The sequence below is a fragment of the Haloparvum alkalitolerans genome (genome assembly GCF_055381565.1).
The window spans coordinates 159782-180355 of sequence record NZ_AP043937.1 but is presented as its reverse complement, the minus strand read 5'-3'; the positions used below and the strand labels follow the sequence as shown (position 1 = coordinate 180355).

Sequence of the window (20574 nt, the reverse complement as noted above, 5' to 3'; positions counted from 1 at the left end):
CGGCACACAAAAAATTATCGGCGGACAACGCGGGGACCGCCGACCGGATCCGCGTCCGAGTCGACAGCCAATTTTGACGATGACAAAGATTATGCCGATCGCGACGGCATGAGAAACCATGACCGATGATCGTTCGCCGAGGCGGATCAAGTCCGTGGGGATCGCGTTTGACATACTCAAAATACTCAGAAATGAGGAAGGAGCGACGGTGACCGAGATCGCCGAGGAGATCGATCGCTCCCCGGGCACGACGCACACGTACCTCGCGACGATGCAGGAAAAGGGGTACGTGAGAGTCGAGGACGGCGAGTATCAGGTCGGGCTCTTCGCGCTCCCGCTCGGGGAGTACGTCAGAGCCACGTCGCGACTGTACCAGGTCGGGAAGCCGGAAGTCGATAGACTGGCACAGGAGACGGGCGAGGCGGCACACCTCGTCGTGGAGAGTCACGGCCGGGAGATCCTGCTGTACGAACAGTTCGGCCCCGACGCGGTCGGCGAGGATCTCTACACGCGGATCAAGGGGTATCCTCGTCGGAACCTCCACTGCTCGGCCGCGAGCAAGGCGATCCTCGCTCACCTCGACGAGTCACGGCGAGACGAGATCCTGGCAGACTACCAGTTCGTCGCGCGGACGCCGAACACGATCACCGACGAGGAGACCCTCCGCGCGGAGCTGGAACGGGTCCGGCAGGTCGGCTACGCGATCAACGACGAAGAGCAGATCACGGGCGTCCGCGCGGTCGCCGCACCGATCGTCCACGAGGACACGATCTACGGTGCGATCAGCCTCTCGACACCGACGAGCCGGATGCCGGAAGACGAGTTCGTGAGCACGGCGCCGGAACGAATCCTCGACGTCGCAAACGTCATCGAAGTGAACATCCAGACGCCGTAGCGGAAGCCGCGATCCGATCCTCCCGGCCGGCCGCGATAGAAATTAAAGATCGTGATAATACGGCGGAGAAAGACGGAAACGAGGTTCCTCTCGAAGCAGTATCCCAAAATTTGGAAGAGCACCGGCGATAGAAACGAAGGGGAACGCGGAGAGCACTCCCGAATCCCGCCCACATCAATTTGACATTGGCAAAACATCGGAGCGACATCGAAGCGACGCGATCGGTCGAAGAGGGCATTACAGCGATACGCACGTAACGGCACAGTCGAGCGAGCGGATTCACAGTCACACGACCGACGTGAAACGACCGGACGCCGAGTGGACAGACGGTAGAATACTCAGAATGGAAAACAACAAATATATCAAATACATCTTCACGTAGACATATAGGGTAAGACGGTCTCCCAGGGAAACGAAACACGGGTCGAGCAGGTGAAAGGTGCCGTAACGGTACGGCTGAACTCAAGACGTACAGATACACGGAGATCAGCCACGTCAAACGGTGAGTCGTGAACACCGTGTGTGACAGGAGATCTTTAGACCTTGTAAAAATTTTGGAATTTCTACCCATTCCGCGATCTGACCCCTCGGTGAAAAAGTAGCACGTTGAGTATATTTTCTATATCCAACCAGATGAGATATGTTTTCGTGTCCGCCGACGAGCACGGGTGGGCGATGGCCGCACCCACAGAAGGTCGAACGAGGGGGGAAGAGCGTAGCCGATCAGCTGCCGCGACCGACGTCGGGGCGGAGCGTCGAGGTGGACTACCGAACGGCCGTCGAGGGGCACCGTCGCGATGCGGTTTCGGTCAGGACTCCCCACGGTCCGGACCGTCCGTCGCCTCGCCGGTCGGGTCGCCGCCCCCGATCGGGAGAATCCGCGCCGGGAGCCCCGCGGCGTCCGGCGCGTGAACCGCGACGACGCGGAGGAGATTCGCGAGGAACGCCAAGAGTCCGAGCGCGGCGAGCGCGAGGCCGGCGAGCGCGAGCATCGACGGCGCGCCGACGCCGACGAGGTCGGCGGTCGCGGCCGCGAGCACCAGCGCGCTCCCGCCGACGGTGGCGACGAGGTCCGCCCGCGCGAGCCGTTCGCCGGTGAGGTCGTCGATCGTCGGGACCGGTTCGAGTCCGACGCGGTCGCTGTACCGATGGACCCAGATCAGGAACGGGACGACGTGGTACAGCGTCCCCGCCACGACGAAGCCGATCGCCGCGAACAGCAGGACCGGGCCGACGGACGGGGTGCCGAACCTGAGCGCGGGCGCGAGGACCCCCGGACCGGAGGCGCCGAGGACGGCGGCGCGGACCCACGCCGCGCCGGCCGTCAGCCCCCACGCCAGCAGCGCGAGCGCGACGACGCCGTACCGCGGGAGCATCGGCGTCCGGGTCCCGGTCGCGCGCCGCACCCGGCGCAGCAGGAACCAGCCGAGGGCGGCCGCCGCGGCCGCGACCAAGGCCCCGCCGACCGTCGCCACCGGGGCCGACGCGACCAGCCGCCCGCCGGCCAACAGGACGACTCCGACCGGGAGCGCGGCGGACTCGACGCGGCGGAGCCGGTCGTCGAACGCGTCCGGCTCGCTCTGCGTGAACATCGGTCCGAGCTGATAGAGCGCGCCGGCGACCGTCGTCAGGACGCCGCCGAGGACGGCCAGCGTGGCGTGGGCCGCGACCGCCGACGCGCGCGTGACGCCGGCGACGGGGAACACCGTGGTCCGGAAGTCCAGCGCGAGCGCCGTCGCCAGCGTCATCGCAGTCGCGAAGAAGCCGAGCGCGAGCGCGAAGTGCGCCTCCGTCACGTCCCACGGTCGGGCCGCGAGCAGCGTCCGAGCGACGTTGTAGACGAAGACCGTGACCCCGAGCACCATCGCCAGCGCGAACGGCGCGCCCGCCCCCGGGCGCCCGAGCCAGAGCGCGCCCGCGAACCCGGGCACGCCGCCGGCCACGAGCAGGAGTTGCAGGCTCGCCAGCCGCCGGGAGTGGAGTCGGAGGCCGGACCACACGGGGACGAACTGCGTGACCGCGCCGAGGATCGTTACCGCCACCCAGCCGACCAGCAGCAGGTGCGCGGTCGCGACGCGGGCGAACGGCGGGGCGGCGCCGACTGCGACCCACAGCCCCGCAGCCGTCCCCGCGAACAGGAACCCCAGCCCCACGAGGAAGTGGCGGACCGGGATCGCGAGCGGTGGCTGCACGTCCGTCGAGAGGTCGCCGGGAACCGTGCTCATGTTCGGAGCCAAGGGCGCCACGCGCCTCGGTGTACGGGCGAACGTGTTCGGCTCAAGGCGGATGCTCGGGGGCCCACAACCCTCGAGTGCATGACGACGCTAGACGTCCGCGAGATTCCGCCGGTGAACAGACACGACCGGATCCACGAGGCGTTCCACGCGCTGGAGCCGGGCGAGTCGCTGACCATCGTGAACGACCACGACCCGCAGCCGCTCTACTACGAGATGGCGGCGGAGATCCCGGAGTTCGACGAGGAGGGCTACGAGGTGGAACAGGAGGGGCCGGAGCGGTTCGTCGCGGACCTGCCGAAGGAGGCGTGACCGTGCCGGACGCGACGCCGACCGAGGACGAGGAGACGGCCGCGGACGGACGGACGGCCGACTACGAGACGGCCTCGCTCGAAGAGCTGGAGGCGACGCCGCACGCGACCGTCTTCCCCGACGCCGAGCCGCGGACCGTCAGGCTGTCGCTGGCGGCCGACGAGCGCGTCCCGACGCACGACCACCCCGGACGGGACGTCCTCATTCACGTCCTCGACGGGGAGATCGCGCTCGAGTTGAACGACGAGACGGTCGCCCTCGCGGCGGGCGAGTTCGTCCGGTTCCCCGGCGAGACCGACGTCTCGCCGCTCGCGCGCACCGACGCGACCGCGCTGGTCGTGCTCGCGCCGCGAGCGGACGACTGAGGCGGGCGCCGCGAACGGGCCTCCACGTTTCGGGGCTTTTTGAACGTCCCACCAGTCGAGGACACTTCACAGCCGAAGCGTTCGACGTGGGGCACGCGCTATCGGCGATCACTAACTGAATGTCAGTTATAGGACAGGAAACCGGATCGGTCGCGGATCTGAGTGTTCTCTAACTGTGTTTCTTCAGCAGTTTTCTGGCACTCGTATCCAGATACTCATTGCAGATGGGGCACTTCTTCCCGATGTCCAATTCATCGATGTCCTCGAAGACAGTACCACAGTTCCCGCCAGCATCCTCACATGTTACTCGAACCATATCCAGATGTCCTGTCGAGGATACATAAAGTCACCTCTAGACTCGAGAGTAATACCCTGTGTTGAGATATACTCGGGCTTCGACGATTCTGTTGCGGACGGGGATACCGAACACTGTGAACCACCTCGGGGGCAAGCCCCGAGGCACTCGGCCTGCTTCGCCCGTAGAAGCGCAACGAATCTACCCCCGGTGTCTCTCTGAGACGGCAAGTGCTCCGAACACGTTCGGGGGAAGCTCCGGGGGATCGCGGTCCGTAGCGTCGCCCGATGCCCCGACTGGACGCCGACTTCGAAAACGCGCCGACGCACCGCCCCACGGAGACGCTCGACGTGCGGGAACTCGGCCCGCCGAAGCCGCTCTCGCAAACGCTCGAACGGCTGGCGGAGCTGGACGACGAGACGGTCCTGATCCAGCGCAACGACCGCGCGCCCCAGCACCTCTATCCGAAACTCTCGGACCGAGGCTACGTCTTCGAAACGGTCGAGCAGGCGGACGACGGCGGGAGCGACGGGCGCGGCAAAAGCGGCAAGGTGGTCGTCACCGCCATCTGGAGGGCCGAGCCGTGAACTGGCTCCGCGGCGGCGACGCGGACGACGACGTCTTCGACGAGGAGGGCGCGTACGTCCCCGAGCACCTTCCCGAACCGGGAGCGTTCCTGGACGGCCACGAGGTGTTGACCGGCGACGACCACCTCGCGGTCCACGCCGCCTCCCGGGAGCGGTTCGAGGAGTTCGGCGTCTACGACGCCACCTTCGGCTACAACCTCGCACAGCTCAACCGCGACACCCGGCATCCCGACGCCGGCCTGCGATACGCGGTCGACGACGTGGCCCCGGACGTGCTCCGCGTGGAGTTCACGCCGACGACCGCCTTCTGTCCCCAGAGCGGGACGCTGGTGACCGGGATCTTCCGCGCGTGGAACGCGAGCGAATCGGAGTACCGGCTCGTCTCGGTCCGCGTCGCCCCGATGCATCAGCACAGCGAGGCGACCAACGAGAAACTGGCCGGGCTGGAGGAGCGATACCTGGAGACGGGCGAGGTCGCGGTCGACGAGGAGTCGCCGACCGCGTCGGGCGCCGACGAGTCGGAGACGGGCACCCGCGAGGACGGCGGCTCCGGCGCCTCCTCCGCGCCCTTCTGAGTCCCGAACGTGTTCGTGGCAACCCGGAGGAGCCCGGGGCCCCTACGTCGGCGTGATGTCCACGACCGACGACTCCGACCCCGCGACGGAGGTGCTGGACGTGCGCAAACACGAGGGACCGCCGTTCCCGCTCATCGAGGAGGCGCTGGAGGAGCTCCCGCCCGGCGAGTCGCTGACGCTCGTCAACTCCTTCGAGCCGGAACCGCTGTACGACGTGCTGGACGACCGCGGGTTCAGCTACCGGACGGAACGGGTCGACGAGGGGGAGTGGCGCGTACACATCGAGCACGCGTAGCGCGCGGCGGTCCCTCGGTCCGCCGACTCACCCGATCCCAGCCCCAACCCCGACCCCGTCGGCGCCGGTAACACGCGGATCACTACCCGACACCGATGTCCGCGAGCGCTTATGCGTCCGCCTTTCCTAGCGATCGGTGCGCAACGCAGTCCCATCTATCCACATGTCTCAGAAAGCCGATTACGCAGACGACGCTCAGATCGACGAGTCGCTCGACGACCAGCCCGACGACGAGACCATCGCGGAGACCGTCGCGAATCTCGAGGCCAACGGCTTCGAGGTCGCCGTGGTCGACAGCGCCGCGGACGCGCTCGAAGCCGTCCAGTCGCGGGTTCCGGCGGGCGCCTCGGTGATGAACGGCCACTCGACGACCCTCGAAGAGATCGGGTTCGCGGAGTACCTGAGCGAGAGCGACCACGAGTGGGAGAGCCTCCCCGACCGGATCTGGAGCATCGACGACGACGCGGAGCGACAGGCCGCGCGCCGCGAGGCGCAGACCGCCGACTACTTCCTCGGGAGCGTCAACGCGATCGCCGAGACCGGCGAGCTGGTCGCGGCCGACCGCTCGGGGAGCCGGATCGGCGCCTACCCCTTCGCCGCCGACAACGTCGTCATCGTCAGCGGCGTGAACAAGATCGTCGACGACCTCGACGCCGCGCTCGACCGCCTCGAGTCGGTCGCCTATCCCCTGGAGAACGAGCGCGCGAAGGACGCCTACGGCGTCGAAAGCGCCGTCGCGAAGCAGCTGATCTTCCGGCAGGAACTCGAGGAAGGGCGGACCACCGTCGTCCTCGTTCGCGAACGGCTGGGGTACTGAGGGGGAAGCGGTCGGCTCAGTCCTCGAGCCGCGGGAACTGACCGATCGTCTCCTCGCGGAACGCCTCCTCGTCGAAGGCGTACTCCTCGTCGAGGAAGTCGATGACCTGGTGAGTGTCGCGCATCGCGTTCTTCAGACACGTCGAGGCGCCCGGCGAGGGCGTGATGTTGAAGATGACGTCGTCGCCGGTGAGCTTCGCCTCGCCCATGTCGAGCGACTTGCGCTCGGTGTCGACGATCTGCGGGCGGACGCCGCCGTAGCCCTTCGCGCGGTCGATGTCCTCGAGCTCCGCGGTCGGGACGACCTTCTGGACCTCGGGGAGGAACGCGCGCTTGCCGACCTCGGGCACGTCGTACACGAGGTTCCGGAGCACGTAGGGAAGCAGGATGCGGTCCGCGAGGATGTTGGCGTAGCTGAGCGCCGCCGCGGGGCGGAGCCCGAACACGTCGAAGAAGTCGCTCACGGTCGAGATCCGGCCGCGTTCGAGCGTCGGGACGACCTTCGCGGTTGGGCCGAAGCGCGTGATCGAGCCGTCGTGGACGTCCGCGTCGCCGTGGACCGCCGCGAACGGGAGCTTCTTCATCTGGAGGGTGTACACCTTCCCGTTCAGGAAGTCGTCCGCGAGGAAGAAACTGCCAGCGACGGGGAGCAGCGAGAGGTGCTCGCCGTACCCCATTTCCTGGGCGATCTGGAGGCTGTGGGAGCCGGCGGCGACGACCGTCGTGTCGGCGTACAGCAGGCCGGCGTCCGTCTCGATCCGGAAGTCGTCCGTCTGCTCGGTGATGTCCGTCACCTTCGTGCCCGTCAGCACGTCGACGCCGTCCTCCTCGCGGGCCTCGTCGACGAACGACTGGGAGGTCATCCCGTAGTCGACGACGTAGCCGTCCGGCGTCTGGAGCGCGAGCATGTCGGTGTTCGGGTCGCGTCCCTCCACCACCTTCGGCTCCAGGTCCTCGATCTCGTCGCGACCGATCGGGCGGAGCTTCGGATAGAGGTCGCCGAAGCCGTCGTCGTGGTACCGCTTTTCGAGACTGCGGACCTCCTCGTCGCCGACGCCCAGCACCATCTTGCTCCGCTTGCTGTGCATCTCGCGGTCGGGGTCGACGTTCTCCAGGTAGCCCGCGAGCAGCTCCGCCCCCTCCTTGACATCCTCCGCCTTCTCCAGCGTGTAGTTCGTCTCGATGTCGCCGAAGTGAAGCGTCTGGGAGTTGTTCGTGTGATGGGAGTTGATCGCCGCGATCTCCTCCTCCTTCTCGACCAGCGCGATCCGTTCGATGTCCGTAAACTTCGCCGCGGTGTACAGCAGCGACGCGCCGCTTATCCCACCGCCGACGATAACTAGGTCATATTCTTCTGACATGTGTTCCGACCTCCGAGCACGTGCCTCGGTCTACGTTATCCGTCGACACTCCCCCAACTTAACACCGTTTATCCGTTCCCGACGGATCGACGACCGTCGAGGGGGTATTTCGGCCGGTTCCGGCCACCGATTCACGTCGTTCGTCGAACCCCCGGTTCGGCGGTCGTGAAGGGGCCGAAGAGCGACGCCGTCAGACGGGGTGGTCGACGACCACGCCCCGGACCTCGATCCGGGCGCCGCCGTCCGCGGCCGCCGTCACCGACGGCTCCCAGCCGTGGGCGTCCGCGATCGCGGCGACGATCCCGGTTCCGAGCCGCAGTTCCCCTTCCCGTGAGACGGCCGACTCGAAGAACCCGTCCCGCTGGTCGGCCGGGATACCGGGGCCGTCGTCGGCGACGTAAAAGCCCGGCTCCTCGGCGAGCGGGCCGACGCGAACCCGCACGTCCGCGCCGGCGTGTTCGACGCAGTTGCGGAACAGGTTCTCGAACAGCTGGAGGAGCCGGCTCCGGTCGGCCCGAAGCTTCAGGTCCGCCTCGACCGACAGCGTGGCGTCGGCGGTGTCGACCGCTTCCCACGCCGCCCGCGCGGTCGCGCCCAGCGAGACGACCTGGGTGTCCTGGACCTCGTGGCCCTGCCGCGCCAGCGTGAGCAGGTCGGACACGAGCTCGTCGATCCGGTCGAGCGCACGCGCCGCGGTCGAGAGGTGCTCGGAGTCGTTCCCCTCCCGCTCGATGTCGACCCGTCCCAGCGCCACCGCGAGCGGGTTTCGGAGGTCGTGAGCGATCACGCCCGCGAACGACTCCAGCCGCTCGATCCGCGTCTCGGCCCGCTCCCATTCCATCTCGTGTCTGACGATCCGGGCGACGAGCTCCGCGAACGTCACCTCGGCGTCGGAGAAGGGACGGTCGCGCGGCGCCGACGAGACGAAACAGATCGTGCCGAGCTCGTCCTGGGTCGTCTCGAAGGGGACGCCGAGGTACGTCTCGAGGCCGTGCACCTCGTAGGCGCGCTCGCCCGCCCACCCCTGTTCGGCCGCGTGATGGAGCGCGACCGTCTCGCCGCGCTCGATCGTCCGCTTGCAGTAGGACTCCTCGTAGCTGCGGACGACGCCCGCGGGGTAGTCGCCGTCGGGCGGGTCCGTGCTCTCGGTCGCGACCCAGTAGTCGCTATCCGGATCGATCCGCGTGACGTGGGAGTTGTCGACGCCGAGGTGCTCGCGTGCCACCGCTATCACGCGCCGGACCGTCTCGTCGGCGTCGAGGTCCTCGTCGTCGGCCAGCCGGTAGATCTCCGCGCGCGCCGCAGCCGAATCCTCGATGTCCGTCATGAAACTGATCGCTCCGTCAGCCTCTCTCGCAGATGCTGATAAGGATTACTTAAGAAATAACGGGGGTTACGTGCGCGTTCGGGTTCAGTCAACGGTTCGAAGGCTGAACGCGAGTCCCCGGGTCGGAGAACGCTCGGAAATCGCATCGTGCGGATCCGGGAAAGCGGTCGACGGAGGCGGACCGCGTCGTCAGGCCTCGGCCGCCTCGCCGCCGAAGACCGGGGAGGTCGCCTCCTGCGCCTCGAGCAGTTCCTGGTACCGGTTACGGATGGTGACCTCGCTCATGTCGGTCACCTCGCTGACCTCCGCCTGCGTCACGTCGAGGTTGGTGAGCATGCCGGCGGCGTACAGCGCGGCCGCGGCGAGCCCCACCGGCGACTTGCCGGAGTGGACGTTCTGCTTCTTGGCGTCCTCGAGCAGTTCGCGGGCGAGCCGCTCGGTCTCGTCCGGCACGTCGAGGTCGGACGCGAACCGGGGGACGTACTGGACCGGGTCGGCCGGCTTGATCTCGAGTTTGAGCTCGCGGTTGATGTAGCGGTACGCGCGCTTGAACTCCTCGGCGTCGACGCGGCTGACGGCCGCGATCTCGTCGATCGAGCGCGGCACCTGCTCCATGCGGGCGGCGGCCTGCAGGCTCGCGGTCGCCATCCCCTCGATGGAGCGGCCCGGGAGCATGTCCTGCTCGAGTGCCTGTCGGTAGATGACGGAGGCGGTCTCGCGGACGTTGTCCGGGAGGCCGAGCGCGGAGGCCATCCGCTCGATCTCGCCGAGCGCCTGCTTCAGGTTGCGCTCCTTCGAATCTCGGGTGCGGAACCGCTCGTTCCACGTGCGCAGCCGCTGCATCTTCTGGCGCTGGCTCGACGAGAGGCTGTTGCCGTAGGCGTCCTTGTCCTGCCAGCCGATGTTCGTCGAGAGCCCCTTGTCGTGCATCATGTTCGTCGTCGGGGCGCCGACGCGCGACTTGCTGTCGCGCTCATTGGAGTCGAACGCGCGCCACTCCGGCCCGCGGTCGATCTCGTCGTCGTCGACGACGAGGCCGCAGTCGGCACAGACCGTCTCGCCGTGCTCGGTGTCGGATGCGAGCTGGCCGCCACACTCGGGACAGGTCAGCTGGCGCTGGCTTTCGGTCTCGTCCGCGTGCTCGTCCGTTCGCTCCGCGGCCGCGTTCTCGGTTCGGTCTCGCTCGTCCGTCTCGGTACCCTGGTGGGTGCGGAAGGTGGGTGTACTCATTGTGAATGGGCTGGAGGGCGCCGGGCCGAAAGACACAAAAATAAACGATGTGCCTTTCAGTGGTTTGCTTCACTCATAGTTAGGTGACAGGAGTATATAAATCCATCGTGTGACACGCACACATGGGACTCGGATGAACAACCCTGATCGTCTTCTCTCGGGGTTGAGACACAGACACAGAGGCGTTTCGGGAGTCCCGTTCCCCGACCCGCGGTCGCCGACAGAAACCGTGGTTTAAATACTGCTTCGGCGGGGACGATCCCCGAAGACCCTTCGGGCGTCGCCGCGGACGGGGATGTATGAGCGAGGACGGCCCCGACCTCTCGGTCGAGGAGTTCGTCGACTACTGTCGGACGCAAGCGGGCCTGTTGTCGGGGTCGGTCGACACCATGACCGCGGAGGCGGAGGAGCTGCTGGACGAGGTGGACGACTTGCTCGACTCGTTCCGCGAGCGCGTCGACGAGGCGGAGACGGGCAGCGCCGACCGCCCGGACGCCCCGACCGCGACGCCCCCCGAGCCGAGTCCGGACGCCGCGCCCGCGGAGGACCCGCTCGCGGACCTGGAGCGGGAGATCGAGCGGAAGCAGTCGCTCGTGGAGGCGAAGCAGGCGCGCATCGCCACGTTCCGCGACCTGGCGGCCGCGTACGAGGAACTCGCGGACGAACTGGCGGCGGAGGCCGCGGACGGCCGCGAGGCGCTGGAGCGCGTGGCCGCGTTCGAGGCCGACCGCGACGCTCCGGCGTACTTCCCCGAGCGGCAGACGGTGCTGGAGGCGGCGAGCGACGAGGAGCCGGACGACGAGCACGCGGGCTGATACGGGGTTCGCGACGGTCCCCTCCACGATTTCGAAGCGGAGCCGACGGCGTTTTGTCCGCCCGAATCGGACTGATCACTCATGACCGACCGCGGCGTCACCGTGACCTGCCCGGACTGCGACCTCCGTGAGCGGTTCGAAACCCTCCGACCCGCCCGCGAACACGTCGCGCGGCACCGCCGCGAGACCGGCCACGAGCCGGACTGGGAGATCGGCGGGCTCTCCCCTGGCGTCGAGCGCGCGGGAGCGGACGCCGGCGTCTGCGGCCGCGAGCGGTGCGGGAACCCGGACACGCCGCTGACGCCCGACCGCCTGCGGGACGAGTAACGCGAGAGGTCGGGCCGCCGCGGCCGCCGGTAGCCCCGGCGCGACCGAAAGACCCTCCCGCCCAGCGGTCGCAGTGATCGCAATCCCGGACCGACCGCGACCTCCGGATGGCCGAGAGACGCCGCCGGCGGTCGCGGCCGCGCCGTTTCCACCATGTCCACGACAACCATCAAGGACCCCGTCCACGGCTACATCGAGCTGTCGGACGCGGTCGTCGACCGCATCGTCGACACGCGCCCGTTCCAGCGACTGCGGTACGTCCGCCAGCTGTCGGCGACGCACCTCGTCTACCCCGGCGCGAACCATACGCGCTTCGAACACAGCCTCGGCGTCTACCACCTCGGACGCACCGTCTTCGAGAACCTTCGCACGCAGCCGTACTTCACCCGAAACGCGAGCGCCGAGGAGCTGGACGAGATCCAGCGCACGCTCGCGTGCGCGTGCCTGCTCCACGACATCGGCCATCCGCCCTTCTCGCACCTCGCCGAGGGGTTTCTGGACCGGTCCGAGCTGTACGACCGGCTCGATACCCGCGGGCTCGTGGCCGCGTTCGAGGAGGCCGGGCTGCGAGACGGCCCCCTGCGTGCGGCCAGCACCCACGAGCTGCTGGGCTGTCTGATCGTCTTGCGGGAGTACGGCGACGCCCTCCGCGCGCTGGAGGTGGACCCGATGGAGGTGTGCGGCTACGTGCTCGGCTACAGCCTCGTCTACGAGCGCGGCGGGCCGTGGCAGTACGGGCTCGGCGCGCAGCTGCTCCACTCGCCCATCGACGTGGACCGGCTCGACTACATCACCCGCGACAACCGGATGACGGGCGCGGACGTGTTGAGCTTCGACACCGACCGGATGGTGAGCGCCTACACCGCCCACCCCGAGGAGGGGCTGGCGCTCTCCGAGAAGGCGCTCTCGACCATCGGCAACTACCTCGAGGGGCGAATCGCGCTGTACATGTGGGTGACTCAGCACCACAAGTCGGTGTACGCGAACGTCCTCCTCCGGGCGATGCTGGAGGAACTGGCCGACCTCCGGGACGCTCCCCCGGTCACGATCGACGGAGTGCTGGACGACCACGTCGACGACAACACCCTGATGGAGCGGCTGCGCCACGCCGCCGACGAGGCCCCCGAGGGGCGGCTCGCGGACCTCTACGACCGCTTCCGGGCGCGCCGGTTCCCCAAGACCTGCTGGAAACACCGGATCGCGTACGCCGACCGCGTCGACGCCGACCTCGACGCCTTCGGCGAGTGGCTGGTGAGCAACGACGACCGCCTCGAGGGGCTCGTCGCCGCGGAGATCGGCATGCCGACCCACGAGGTGTGGATCGAGCGCTCCTACGTGCCGGAGTACGAGCCGGGGGAGCTCCGCGACATCCCCATCGCGTACGGCGGCACGACACGGTCGGTCGGCGACTGGGGACTCTACGGCGAGCGCGCCTTCGACGTGCCGATCCCGTTCGTCTTCGTGCCGGCGGGGGAGCGGAAGCGCGCAACGCGGACGCTGGTGGAACGGTTCCACGAGGAACACGGCGGGCGGGCCGAGACCGATGCCGGGGGAAGCGGCGAGGACCGCTCCGGCGGTCCCGAAGCGCCGCCGGAACGGTAGCCTCGGCGCCGGCGGAACGCGCGAGGGGGTGCCGTCTGGCGAGGGCGACCTGCGCTCAGTCGGCTCGCTGCAGTTCGACGCAGAAGACCGCGCCGCGGGGGTCGTTGTCCTCGACCCAGACGGAGCCGCCGTACGACCGCACGAGCTGGTCGACGAGGTAGAGACCGAGCCCGCTCCCGGCGCTTTCGAGCCCCTTCTCGCCGCGGCCGAACACCTCGCGCTTGCGGTCGTCGGGAACGCCGGGACCGTCGTCGGCGATGTGGACGACGACCGACTCGTCGTGCTCCTCGATCGAGACGGTGATCTCGGGGTGGTCGCCGTCGTTGTGGAAGACGGCGTTGTCGAGCAGGTTTCCGAACACCGACGAGAGCAGCGAGCTTGCCTCGACCCGGATGCCGTCGGGGAGGTCGTCGCCGCCGCGGATCGTCACCGACTCCGCGCGGAAGTCGAAACTGGAGTTGACCCGCCCGATCTCCTCGCGGAGCACCGGCGCCAGCGGCGTGGGCTCCAGTTCGGGGTCCTCGCCGGCGAAGACGCGCTCGATGTCGGCGACCGCGGTCGTCAGGTCCTTGGCGTGGGTCGCCGCGTCGAGGACGCGCTCGAGCGCGTCGCGGCGCTCCCCCTCGACCTGGTCCGTCAGCGTCTCCCCCCAGCCCAGCGCGACCGCCATGTCGTTGCGGATGTCGTGCCGGACCACCTGGTTGAGCAGGGCCAGGCGGTCGCGCTCCCGCTCCAGTTCGAGCGCCGTCTCGTGGCGGTCGGTCACGTCCTCCTGAAAGCCGACGTAGTGGGTGAGCTCGCCGTCCTCGTCGAAAAGCGGCGCGATGGTGACCCGGTTCCAGAACTCCTCGCCGTCCTTGCGCTCGTTTATCAGTTCGACGGAGACGAACTCCTCCTCGTTGACCGCCTCGCGCATCTCGGCGATCGACGACTCGTCGCTGTTGTCGTTCTGGAGGAACCGGCAGTTCCGCCCGAGCACCTCGGGCACGGAGTACCCCGTGATGCGCTCGAACGCCTCGTTCGCGTAGATGATCGGGTAGTCCGGGCGGTCCGGGTCGGCGATGGTGATCCCCACCGGCGCCTCGTCCATCGCGCGCTCCTTCAGTCGGAGGTCCGCGGCCGCGCGCACGTCCTCGTCGACGTCGGCGTGGACGACGACTGCGTACCGCTGGCCGTCGCGCTGGATCGGGATCACGCGGACCGACCGCGCGTGGGCGCCGTCGCCCTCGGTGTAGGGGTACCGCACCGTCGGCGGTTGGGTGCCGGACTCCAGCGCCGTGACGACCGACTCCGCGACGCGGGCGGCGTGCGGGTCGTCGCTCGTCCGCAGCGTGTCGAGGTACGCCGGGCCGTCCGCGGCGTCGTCGCCAGCGCCGGCGAGCGGGACGTCCGCGTTCGCGGCGAACGATCGCCAATCCTCGTTCAGGTCCACGATGCGCCCGTCCTCGTCGACGACCGCCAGGCAGTACGAAAGCCCGTCGAGCACGTCCCGAAGGATCGCCGGGGGAACCGGATCGTCTGGACTCACTGTGTCGCGGTACGGGATCGAGGTTAGTAGCTGTTTGGTACGGCCTCACTCGACGGAGCATCGCAGACGGACGAGTGCTGGCCGGAACACTTGTCTTTTTGCCGTCGCAACTGGTCGTAAACACGATGGCCGATTCGCTCCGGGAGTTCATCGAACGGGCCGACGCACCCGAGCGGTCGCTGTTGCTCGTCAACCGGTCGTCCCCGGACGCCGTGCGGAACCTCCTCGGCGACCTCCTCGACACGCAGCCGGTCCCCGTCGAAGACGTCGAAATGGAAGGGGAAGCGGAGGACCTGGTCGCGCTCGTCGAGGACGGAGAGATAATCGCCCGCTCTCCGCTGTCGGCGCTGATGGACTCGGTCCTGCTGATCAACTCGGATCTGTTCAAGACGGGAGCCCGGAAGCTGACGGAGATAGACCTCCCGGACGTGTTCGAGGGGCTCGACGACTTCGCGTTCACCGTCCGCGGCTACCCCGCCTCGAACAAGGAGAAGCTCCTGCTGATCGTGATGTCGCGCGTGATCGAGCGCACTGCCTACGAGGCCGGGGCGGGAACGCTCCGGTCGTCGTTCCAGCGACTGTCCCGCCTGCAGGACGAGCGCGGGACCAACGAGGTCTATCGGTCCCTGGGCGAAACGGCGGTCGACGTCCACGTCTACGGCCGCGACGACTGGGCGGACGTCCACGAACTCCCCGTGACGGTCCACGCCGGCGACTCCTACGAGTACCGGCGGTCGTGGTTCGTGGTGTTCACGCCGGACGACCCCGACGACCGAGACGACCACGTCGGCCTCGTCGCGATCGAGCGCGAGCGGAACGTGTGGGACGGCTACTGGACGTTCGACGCCGGGACCGTCCGCGAGATCGAGGCCTACCTCGCCAGCGAGCTCTGAGGGGGCCACGGAGCGGGGGCGGCTCAGTGTCCGCGGATTCCCGTTGGGTCAGCGCGTCACGGCGTTCGCGACCGGCGCGGCCAGCGAGGCGGTGCGGTCCCAGACCACGATGACGGAGGGGAGCACGAAGATCGACGCGAGGTAGGCGTAGAACACCCCGAGCGCGAGCAGGACCCCGAACTCAGCGACCAGCGGGATCAGCGCGAGATAGAGGGTTCCGAGCCCGCAGACGGTCGTGAGCATGCTCCCCGTGAGCGCCCCGCCGGTCCCCCGAGAGGTGATCAGCAGGGCTTCCTCGACGCTCCGGCCCGCCTCGTACTCGTCGACGAAGCGGTGCATATAGTGGACCGTGTAGTCGACCCCCAGCCCGATCGACACGGAGAGGATCGGCGCGTTGAACGGCGTGAGCGGGATCCCGAAGTAGCGCATCGACCCCGCCAGCAGGCCGACGGTGACGAGCACCGGGACGAGGTTGATCAGGCCGTAGACGGCCCGGCTCTCCAGCCACCAGTACGAGACCATCAGGAACGCCGCCGTCAGCAGGAACGCGACGATCAGGCTCCGGATCGCCGACTCGGTGATCCGGTCGATCACCACCTGGTTGACCACGAGCGTGCCGGTCGGCGTCGCGTCGAGGCGCATGTCCTCGGCGACCGCGTTCGCGGCCGCGGTCGCCTCCGCCTGGTCGGCGTCGGCCGTGAGCGTGTACTCGATCCGGGTCGCGCTTCGGTCCGCGGTGAGGTAGTTGCGCGCCCGGTCGCCGTGTGCCGACGACAGCAGCTCGTCGTAGACGCGGTCGACCTCGCGGTCCGGGATCCCGTCGCCGTCCGTGTCGAAGCGGTCGACCATCGCGGCGAACTCGGGGTCGGCGGCGGCGCGCGACTCCATCACCGAGACGATGCTGGTCGCCTCCGCGCGGCGGTTCTCGGAGGCGAACGCGTCGGGCGGGTCCTGCGTGGCCCGGTCGACGTCCTCCAGCGCGACGTTCGACCGCACGTCCCTGTCCTGCACGTACAGCGTCACCGAGCCGATGAACCCCTGGTCGAAGTCCTCCTCCAGGTGGTCGAGCACGCGCATGAACGTGTACTCCGACGGCGCGAGCGGCTCCGGGAGCTGGCCGTAGGCGTCGACCTTCTCCTGGTCGGGGAAGAACGCCTCCTGTGAGAACTCCGTGTCGACGCCGGTCCCGTACGCGCCGCCCGCCGCGCCCGCGACGAGCGCGACGACGAGGACGACGACGGGCGCGACCCGGGCCGCCTTCGCCCCGAGCGGGAGGACCGTCCCCATGATCGACCCCTCGCGGCCGAGCGGCGCGGTCCCGAACCGCGGGAAGCGGGTCCCCTCCCGGAGCCGGTCGAGGACGACCTTCCCGGCGGGCAGGAACACGCCGAAGATCAGGAACGTGAAGACGATCCCCGCGGCGGCGACGATCCCGAAGTCCTGGAGCTGGCCGAGCGAACTGGTGAGGTTGGCGGCGAACCCGAACACCGTGGTGAGCGTGACGATGAAGAAGGCGGTCGTCAGCTGGTCGGTCGTGAGCCGCATCGCCTCGCCGATCGCCGCCCCCTCGGCGCGCTCCTCGCGGTACCGGTTGATGATGTGGATCCCGAAGTCGATCCCGACCGCGAGCAGCAGCGGGAAGACGGTGACCAGCGAGTCGGAGAACGGGATGGACGCGTAGCCCATGAACCCGAACGTCCACACGAGCGTCATCAGCAGCGCGACCACGCCGAGGCCGAGGTCGACCGGGTCCCGGTAGGCCACGACGAGGAAGAAGACGATCAGAAGCAGCGCGGCGGGGAAGACGATGATCGCGGTGTCGGTCAACAGCTGGTTCACCTCCTCGTTGATGATCGCGTCGCCGAAGACGACCACGTTGTCGCCCGGTTCCAGCCCCTCGACGCCGCCGACCACGTCGACCGTCCGCGTCTGGATGCTCGCGCGCTGTCCGGTGCTGGCGGCCGGCGGCGTGTCGTACTGGACGACGACCTGCGCGACCTCCGCGGAGCCCGACTCGGCGGTGAAGTCGGTGCTGACCGGGCCGATCCCCCCGTTGTTCGCCGCCCGTCGGATCGCCGCGTCCAGCTCCCGCGCGGTGGCGCGCTCGACCGCTCGCCGCTGCGCCTCGGCGGTGTCGGCGCTCGGATCGAGCTGCGTCGCGATGATCGACGCCGGTCCGGTCGTGGTCGATACCCGAAGCTCGTCTTTGTCCTCCAGCCGTTCCTGTGCGGTCAGCATCCGCAACAGGCTCGGCTTCGAGAGGACGTTGCGGTCGTCGGAGACGAACAGCGTCGCCGTGCTCCCGCCGCTCTCGCGGCTCCCGCGCGAGAAGTCCTCCTCCATCGCGTCGAGGGCGTCCTGCTCCTCCACGTCGGCGGTGAACTGGTCGGTGCCGGCCTGCTGTTCGCCGCCCATCCCCATCCCGCCCGCGAAGACCAGCGAGACGATCAGGAACGCGACGACGACGGTCCGCGGTCGGCCGGAGACGGCGTCGTTGATCCGCTCCGTGAGCGCGTCGATCGGCGTCCGATCAGGGTCCGGTCCGCGCATCTGTCAGCGCCGCCGGTACAGGACGATCCCGCCGGCGATCAGGGCGATGACCACGACGAGCCCGCCGACGACGACGAGCGGCGACGGACCGCCGCCGTCGTCGACCGGTTCGGACACCGCGACGGGCTGTTGGTACGTGTCCGAGAGGACGGTCTCGCCGCGGGCGGTGTCGTACTGGAAGTCCATCTCGACGGGATAGGTCTTCGCCATCGTCCCCGCGGACGCGGAGACGGAGAACCGGATCTCGGTCGTCCCGTTCGGCGCGAGCTCGTCCACGAACGCCTCGTCGTTAGCGACCGACAGCGGGCTGTCCGCGTACACCTTCGCGTTCACGTTCGAGAGCGGCTCGGGCCGCTGGTTGGTGATCGCCACGACGAGCTCCGTCGACCCGCCCGCGGTGACGTTCGCCCGCACGTTCTCCACTCCGAAGGCGGACTGGCGCTCGTCGACGACCACGCGCTCGGAGACAGGGCCGACGGTCGCGGTCTGCCGGCCGTCGTTGCTGTACTCGACGGAGAACCGGACCTGCCGGGGACCGGGGTCGGCGGAGCCGCCCACGTCGGTCGGGAACGCGAAGTCGGCCGCCTCGCCGGCCGCCAGCTCGGGCAGCGCGTAGCGCCGCTCCTCGACGATCAGCGAGTCGGTGGTCGGCTCGATCACCAGCACGGCGTCGGTGAGCGCAGTCGGCCCCTCGTTGCGGAGCGTCCCCCTGATCTCGCCATCGTACCCCACCGAGAGCGTGTCCGCGAGGTCCTCGATGGCGACCTCCTGTTCCGCCTCGGGATGGAGGCTGCCGTACGCGGGCGGCGCCTCGCGGTCGACGCCGTCGTCGTCGCGGTACCGGACCGCCGCCTCGACGGGCGTGTCGCCGGCGACGACCGACTCTGCGACCCTGGCGTCGACGGTGACGTTGCGGACCTCACCGGGCGCGAGCGTCCCGAGGTACGCCTCCGCGGCGCCCGCGCTCCCGCCGACGGTCACGCCGCCGCTCCCGGAGACGGTCGCCCGCGCCTCGTAGGCGGTCGACGAGCCGACGTTCCGTATCGGGACCGTCGCCTCGCCGCTCGTGCCGGGTTGGACGTCGGTACTGACGTTGCCGATGGCGAAGCGCGGCTCGTCGACGACCTCGACGGTCACCGCCACCTCCTCGGTCTCCGTGCGCTCGTTCGTGAAGCCGGAGTTCGGGTAGGAGCCGGAGGTGTACGAGTACTCGACCTCCAGTTCGACCTCGTAGGTGCCCGGCTCCAGATCCTCGGGCGTCGTCACGCGGAACGGGGCGGTGACGACCTGTCCGTCACGAATCGTGCCGAGCGCCGTGCGCTCGGTGGTCACCTCGAACGGACCGGCGTCGTCGACCGCGACCGTGACGCCGCGGGCGGTCTTCACCTGCGACCCGTCCAGTCCGGCCTCAAGCTCACCGTCGTTCAGCAGCTGGACCTCCAAGGTCGACTCGCTCCCCGGGGTCACGTCGTTGTCCGGGAGGTGCGCCGAGATGTCCGGCTCCCCGCGGGCGAAGCTCTGGCCGGCGACCGGCCCCGCGACCATCGAGGTCACGAGCAGCACCGCGAGCGCGGCGGTCGCGAGGCGGGCCCGCCTCGTCATGGCTCACCCCCGGTATCGCCGGAGGGCTCGATGTCGCTGTACGCGCCTCGCCGCGTCGTCACCGGGGTCGTGTGCGTGTGGGCCATGGGGTTGGAGGACCGTCGCCGGCACTCGCCGGCGAGACTGTTGTGATGTTCCTCCCAACAAAGCCACCACATATATACGTACCGAAAGGAATGCTCCGTCGATGACCGACGACGACGCGCTCGCCGCGCTCGAGCGGTTGGGTCTCGCGACCAACGAGGCGAAGGTGTTACTGGGGCTGCAGTCCATCGGCACCGGGCCTGCGCGCCGGATCGCCGAGGCGGCGGACGTGCCCCGGTCGCAGGTGTACCCCGCCGCGGACGGCCTCCAGTCGCGCGGCCTGCTCCACGTTCAGCACACCAACCCGAAGGAGTACCAGGCGCTCTCGCCGGACGAGACGGTGGGAGTGCTCCGGTCCCGCCTCGAACGCGACCTCGAGGCCGCCCGCGAGGGGTTACAGCGACGCGAGCGCGACCAGACCGGCGCCGACGAGACGGCCGAGGAGATATGGGTCGTCCGGGGGCGCGAGTCGGTCGACGCCCGCGTGATCGAACTGATTCGGAACGCGGACCGGCGGCTAGTCGCCGGCATCGCCGAAGCGGAGTTCCTCCCCGACGCCGTCGCGGACGCGCTCGTCGACCGCGCCGGCGAGGGCGTCGAGGTCCTCGTGATCGCCGAGGACCCGGCGATCCGGGAGCGGTTCGCCGACACGCCGGTCGCGACGCTCGACCCCCCCGAGGAGGTCACCGACGACGAGAACACCAGCCGCATGCTGCTCGTCGACGACGACGGGATGCTCCACGGCGTCCGCGGGAGCGACGACCTCCCGAACGCCGAGGAGACCGCCTTCTGGAGTCAGGGGTCCGGCTTCGCCGAACTGATCGTCTCGCTCGTCGAGTCGTCGGTGAGCGGGGAGGAAGGGACGCCCTGACCGCGGCGCA

General features: G+C 68.9%; 20 protein-coding genes. 12 read left to right on the top strand and 8 right to left on the bottom strand.

Features of this window, described 5'->3' with window-relative positions; genetic code table 11:
- Positions 1-118 precede the first annotated feature (118 nt).
- On the top strand, positions 119-895 hold the full coding sequence (locus ACZ432_RS01895; RefSeq protein ID WP_426963171.1) for an IclR family transcriptional regulator: 777 nt from the start codon (positions 119-121) through the stop codon (positions 893-895).
- A gap of 809 nt (positions 896-1704) precedes the next feature.
- Here ACZ432_RS01895 and ACZ432_RS01890 read toward each other — a convergent pair.
- Positions 1705-3120: a hypothetical protein gene (locus ACZ432_RS01890; protein WP_426963172.1), complete on the bottom strand. Its 1416-nt coding sequence runs from the start codon at positions 3118-3120 to the stop codon at positions 1705-1707.
- 90 nt (positions 3121-3210) lie between these two features.
- Here ACZ432_RS01890 and ACZ432_RS01885 point away from each other — a divergent pair, with 90 nt between their 5' ends.
- Both ACZ432_RS01885 and ACZ432_RS01880 read left to right on the top strand, forming a co-directional pair.
- Positions 3211-3441 carry a DUF2249 domain-containing protein gene (locus ACZ432_RS01885; protein WP_426963173.1) on the top strand — a complete coding sequence of 77 codons (231 nt, stop codon included), beginning with the start codon at positions 3211-3213 and terminating at the stop codon, positions 3439-3441.
- Positions 3438-3806 carry a cupin domain-containing protein gene (locus ACZ432_RS01880; RefSeq protein ID WP_464378851.1) on the top strand — a complete coding sequence of 123 codons (369 nt, stop codon included), beginning with the start codon at positions 3438-3440 and terminating at the stop codon, positions 3804-3806. Before ACZ432_RS01885 ends, ACZ432_RS01880 begins: the two co-directional genes overlap by 4 nt.
- 169 nt (positions 3807-3975) lie before the next feature.
- On the opposite strand, the gene ACZ432_RS01875 is transcribed toward ACZ432_RS01880, so the two are convergent.
- On the bottom strand, positions 3976-4122 hold the full coding sequence (locus ACZ432_RS01875) for a hypothetical protein (RefSeq protein ID WP_426963175.1): 147 nt from the start codon (positions 4120-4122) through the stop codon (positions 3976-3978).
- Between the two features lie 266 nt (positions 4123-4388).
- Between ACZ432_RS01875 and ACZ432_RS01870 the strand changes: the two genes are divergently transcribed.
- The 4 genes from ACZ432_RS01870 (at position 4389) to ACZ432_RS01855 (ending at position 6375) form a co-directional block, all read left to right on the top strand.
- The gene (locus tag ACZ432_RS01870; RefSeq protein ID WP_426963176.1) at positions 4389-4688 is read left to right on the top strand and encodes a DUF2249 domain-containing protein; all 300 of its coding nucleotides are present in this window, start codon (positions 4389-4391) and stop codon (positions 4686-4688) included.
- Positions 4685-5263, top strand: coding sequence for a hypothetical protein (locus ACZ432_RS01865; RefSeq protein WP_426963177.1), 579 nt, complete (start codon positions 4685-4687; stop codon positions 5261-5263). The genes ACZ432_RS01870 and ACZ432_RS01865 overlap by 4 nt, the downstream gene beginning before the upstream one ends.
- A 55-nt stretch (positions 5264-5318) precedes the next feature.
- Positions 5319-5558: a DUF2249 domain-containing protein gene (locus tag ACZ432_RS01860; RefSeq protein WP_426963179.1), complete on the top strand. Its 240-nt coding sequence runs from the start codon at positions 5319-5321 to the stop codon at positions 5556-5558.
- Positions 5559-5721: 163 nt separating this feature from the next.
- Positions 5722-6375 (top strand): lactate utilization protein, encoded by a 654-nt coding sequence (locus tag ACZ432_RS01855; RefSeq protein WP_426963180.1) that lies wholly within the window; start codon positions 5722-5724, stop codon positions 6373-6375.
- A 16-nt stretch (positions 6376-6391) separates the two neighbouring features.
- Here ACZ432_RS01855 and ACZ432_RS01850 read toward each other — a convergent pair whose 3' ends face one another.
- From ACZ432_RS01850 to ACZ432_RS01840, 3 genes are all read right to left on the bottom strand, one after another.
- Positions 6392-7735, bottom strand: coding sequence for an FAD-dependent oxidoreductase (locus ACZ432_RS01850; RefSeq protein ID WP_426963181.1), 1344 nt, complete (start codon positions 7733-7735; stop codon positions 6392-6394).
- Positions 7736-7925: 190 nt separating this feature from the next.
- Positions 7926-9062, bottom strand: a complete 1137-nt coding sequence (locus ACZ432_RS01845; RefSeq protein WP_426963182.1) for a sensor histidine kinase — start codon at positions 9060-9062, stop codon at positions 7926-7928.
- 189 nt (positions 9063-9251) lie between these two features.
- The gene (locus tag ACZ432_RS01840) at positions 9252-10292 is read right to left on the bottom strand and encodes a transcription initiation factor IIB (RefSeq protein ID WP_426963183.1); all 1041 of its coding nucleotides are present in this window, start codon (positions 10290-10292) and stop codon (positions 9252-9254) included.
- Between the two features lie 299 nt (positions 10293-10591).
- On the opposite strand from ACZ432_RS01840, the gene ACZ432_RS01835 reads away from it, so the two are divergent.
- The 3 genes from ACZ432_RS01835 to ACZ432_RS01825 all read left to right on the top strand — a co-directional run bounded on the left by ACZ432_RS01835 (position 10592) and on the right by ACZ432_RS01825 (position 13036).
- Positions 10592-11107 (top strand): hypothetical protein, encoded by a 516-nt coding sequence (locus ACZ432_RS01835; RefSeq protein ID WP_426963184.1) that lies wholly within the window; start codon positions 10592-10594, stop codon positions 11105-11107.
- Positions 11108-11188: 81 nt separating this feature from the next.
- Complete coding sequence (locus tag ACZ432_RS01830; RefSeq protein WP_426963185.1) at positions 11189-11434, top strand: DUF7542 family protein; 246 nt, start codon at positions 11189-11191, stop codon at positions 11432-11434.
- A gap of 153 nt (positions 11435-11587) precedes the next feature.
- Positions 11588-13036: an HD domain-containing protein gene (locus tag ACZ432_RS01825; protein WP_426963187.1), complete on the top strand. Its 1449-nt coding sequence runs from the start codon at positions 11588-11590 to the stop codon at positions 13034-13036.
- Positions 13037-13091: 55 nt separating this feature from the next.
- On the opposite strand, the gene ACZ432_RS01820 is transcribed toward ACZ432_RS01825, so the two are convergent.
- Positions 13092-14564, bottom strand: a complete 1473-nt coding sequence (locus ACZ432_RS01820; protein ID WP_426963188.1) for a sensor histidine kinase — start codon at positions 14562-14564, stop codon at positions 13092-13094.
- A gap of 125 nt (positions 14565-14689) precedes the next feature.
- Here ACZ432_RS01820 and ACZ432_RS01815 point away from each other — a divergent pair, with 125 nt between their 5' ends.
- Positions 14690-15457, top strand: coding sequence for a DICT sensory domain-containing protein (locus ACZ432_RS01815; RefSeq protein WP_426963189.1), 768 nt, complete (start codon positions 14690-14692; stop codon positions 15455-15457).
- A gap of 48 nt (positions 15458-15505) precedes the next feature.
- Here the strand turns inward: ACZ432_RS01815 and ACZ432_RS01810 are convergent, their stop codons facing one another.
- Both ACZ432_RS01810 and ACZ432_RS01805 read right to left on the bottom strand, forming a co-directional pair.
- Entirely contained in the window at positions 15506-18007 is a 2502-nt protein-coding gene (locus tag ACZ432_RS01810; RefSeq protein ID WP_426963190.1) for an efflux RND transporter permease subunit, read from the bottom strand.
- Between the two features lie 3 nt (positions 18008-18010).
- A complete protein-coding gene (locus ACZ432_RS01805; RefSeq protein WP_426963191.1) occupies positions 18011-19609 on the bottom strand; it encodes a COG1361 S-layer family protein in 1599 nt (532 codons plus the stop codon).
- Positions 19610-19796: 187 nt separating this feature from the next.
- On the opposite strand from ACZ432_RS01805, the gene ACZ432_RS01800 reads away from it, so the two are divergent.
- A complete protein-coding gene (locus ACZ432_RS01800; RefSeq protein WP_426963192.1) occupies positions 19797-20564 on the top strand; it encodes a TrmB family transcriptional regulator in 768 nt (255 codons plus the stop codon).
- Positions 20565-20574 lie beyond the last annotated feature (10 nt).

Excerpts from the sequence above, each read along its gene's own strand:
- ACZ432_RS01825 (WP_426963187.1), top strand. The coding sequence starts at position 11,588 with ATGTCCACGACAACCATCAAGGACCCCGTCCACGGCTACATCGAGCTG.
- ACZ432_RS01830 (WP_426963185.1), top strand. The coding sequence starts at position 11,189 with ATGACCGACCGCGGCGTCACCGTGACCTGCCCGGACTGCGACCTCCGT.
- ACZ432_RS01850 (WP_426963181.1), bottom strand. The coding sequence starts at position 7,735 with ATGTCAGAAGAATATGACCTAGTTATCGTCGGCGGTGGGATAAGCGGC.
- ACZ432_RS01800 (WP_426963192.1), top strand. The coding sequence starts at position 19,797 with ATGACCGACGACGACGCGCTCGCCGCGCTCGAGCGGTTGGGTCTCGCG.
- ACZ432_RS01875 (WP_426963175.1), bottom strand. The coding sequence starts at position 4,122 with ATGGTTCGAGTAACATGTGAGGATGCTGGCGGGAACTGTGGTACTGTC.
- ACZ432_RS01870 (WP_426963176.1), top strand. The coding sequence starts at position 4,389 with ATGCCCCGACTGGACGCCGACTTCGAAAACGCGCCGACGCACCGCCCC.
- ACZ432_RS01805 (WP_426963191.1), bottom strand. The coding sequence starts at position 19,609 with ATGACGAGGCGGGCCCGCCTCGCGACCGCCGCGCTCGCGGTGCTGCTC.
- ACZ432_RS01855 (WP_426963180.1), top strand. The coding sequence starts at position 5,722 with ATGTCTCAGAAAGCCGATTACGCAGACGACGCTCAGATCGACGAGTCG.
- ACZ432_RS01860 (WP_426963179.1), top strand. The coding sequence starts at position 5,319 with ATGTCCACGACCGACGACTCCGACCCCGCGACGGAGGTGCTGGACGTG.
- ACZ432_RS01835 (WP_426963184.1), top strand. The coding sequence starts at position 10,592 with ATGAGCGAGGACGGCCCCGACCTCTCGGTCGAGGAGTTCGTCGACTAC.
- ACZ432_RS01895 (WP_426963171.1), top strand. The coding sequence starts at position 119 with ATGACCGATGATCGTTCGCCGAGGCGGATCAAGTCCGTGGGGATCGCG.
- ACZ432_RS01845 (WP_426963182.1), bottom strand. The coding sequence starts at position 9,062 with ATGACGGACATCGAGGATTCGGCTGCGGCGCGCGCGGAGATCTACCGG.
- ACZ432_RS01885 (WP_426963173.1), top strand. The coding sequence starts at position 3,211 with ATGACGACGCTAGACGTCCGCGAGATTCCGCCGGTGAACAGACACGAC.
- ACZ432_RS01890 (WP_426963172.1), bottom strand. The coding sequence starts at position 3,120 with ATGAGCACGGTTCCCGGCGACCTCTCGACGGACGTGCAGCCACCGCTC.
- ACZ432_RS01840 (WP_426963183.1), bottom strand. The coding sequence starts at position 10,292 with ATGAGTACACCCACCTTCCGCACCCACCAGGGTACCGAGACGGACGAG.
- ACZ432_RS01815 (WP_426963189.1), top strand. The coding sequence starts at position 14,690 with ATGGCCGATTCGCTCCGGGAGTTCATCGAACGGGCCGACGCACCCGAG.
- ACZ432_RS01810 (WP_426963190.1), bottom strand. The coding sequence starts at position 18,007 with ATGCGCGGACCGGACCCTGATCGGACGCCGATCGACGCGCTCACGGAG.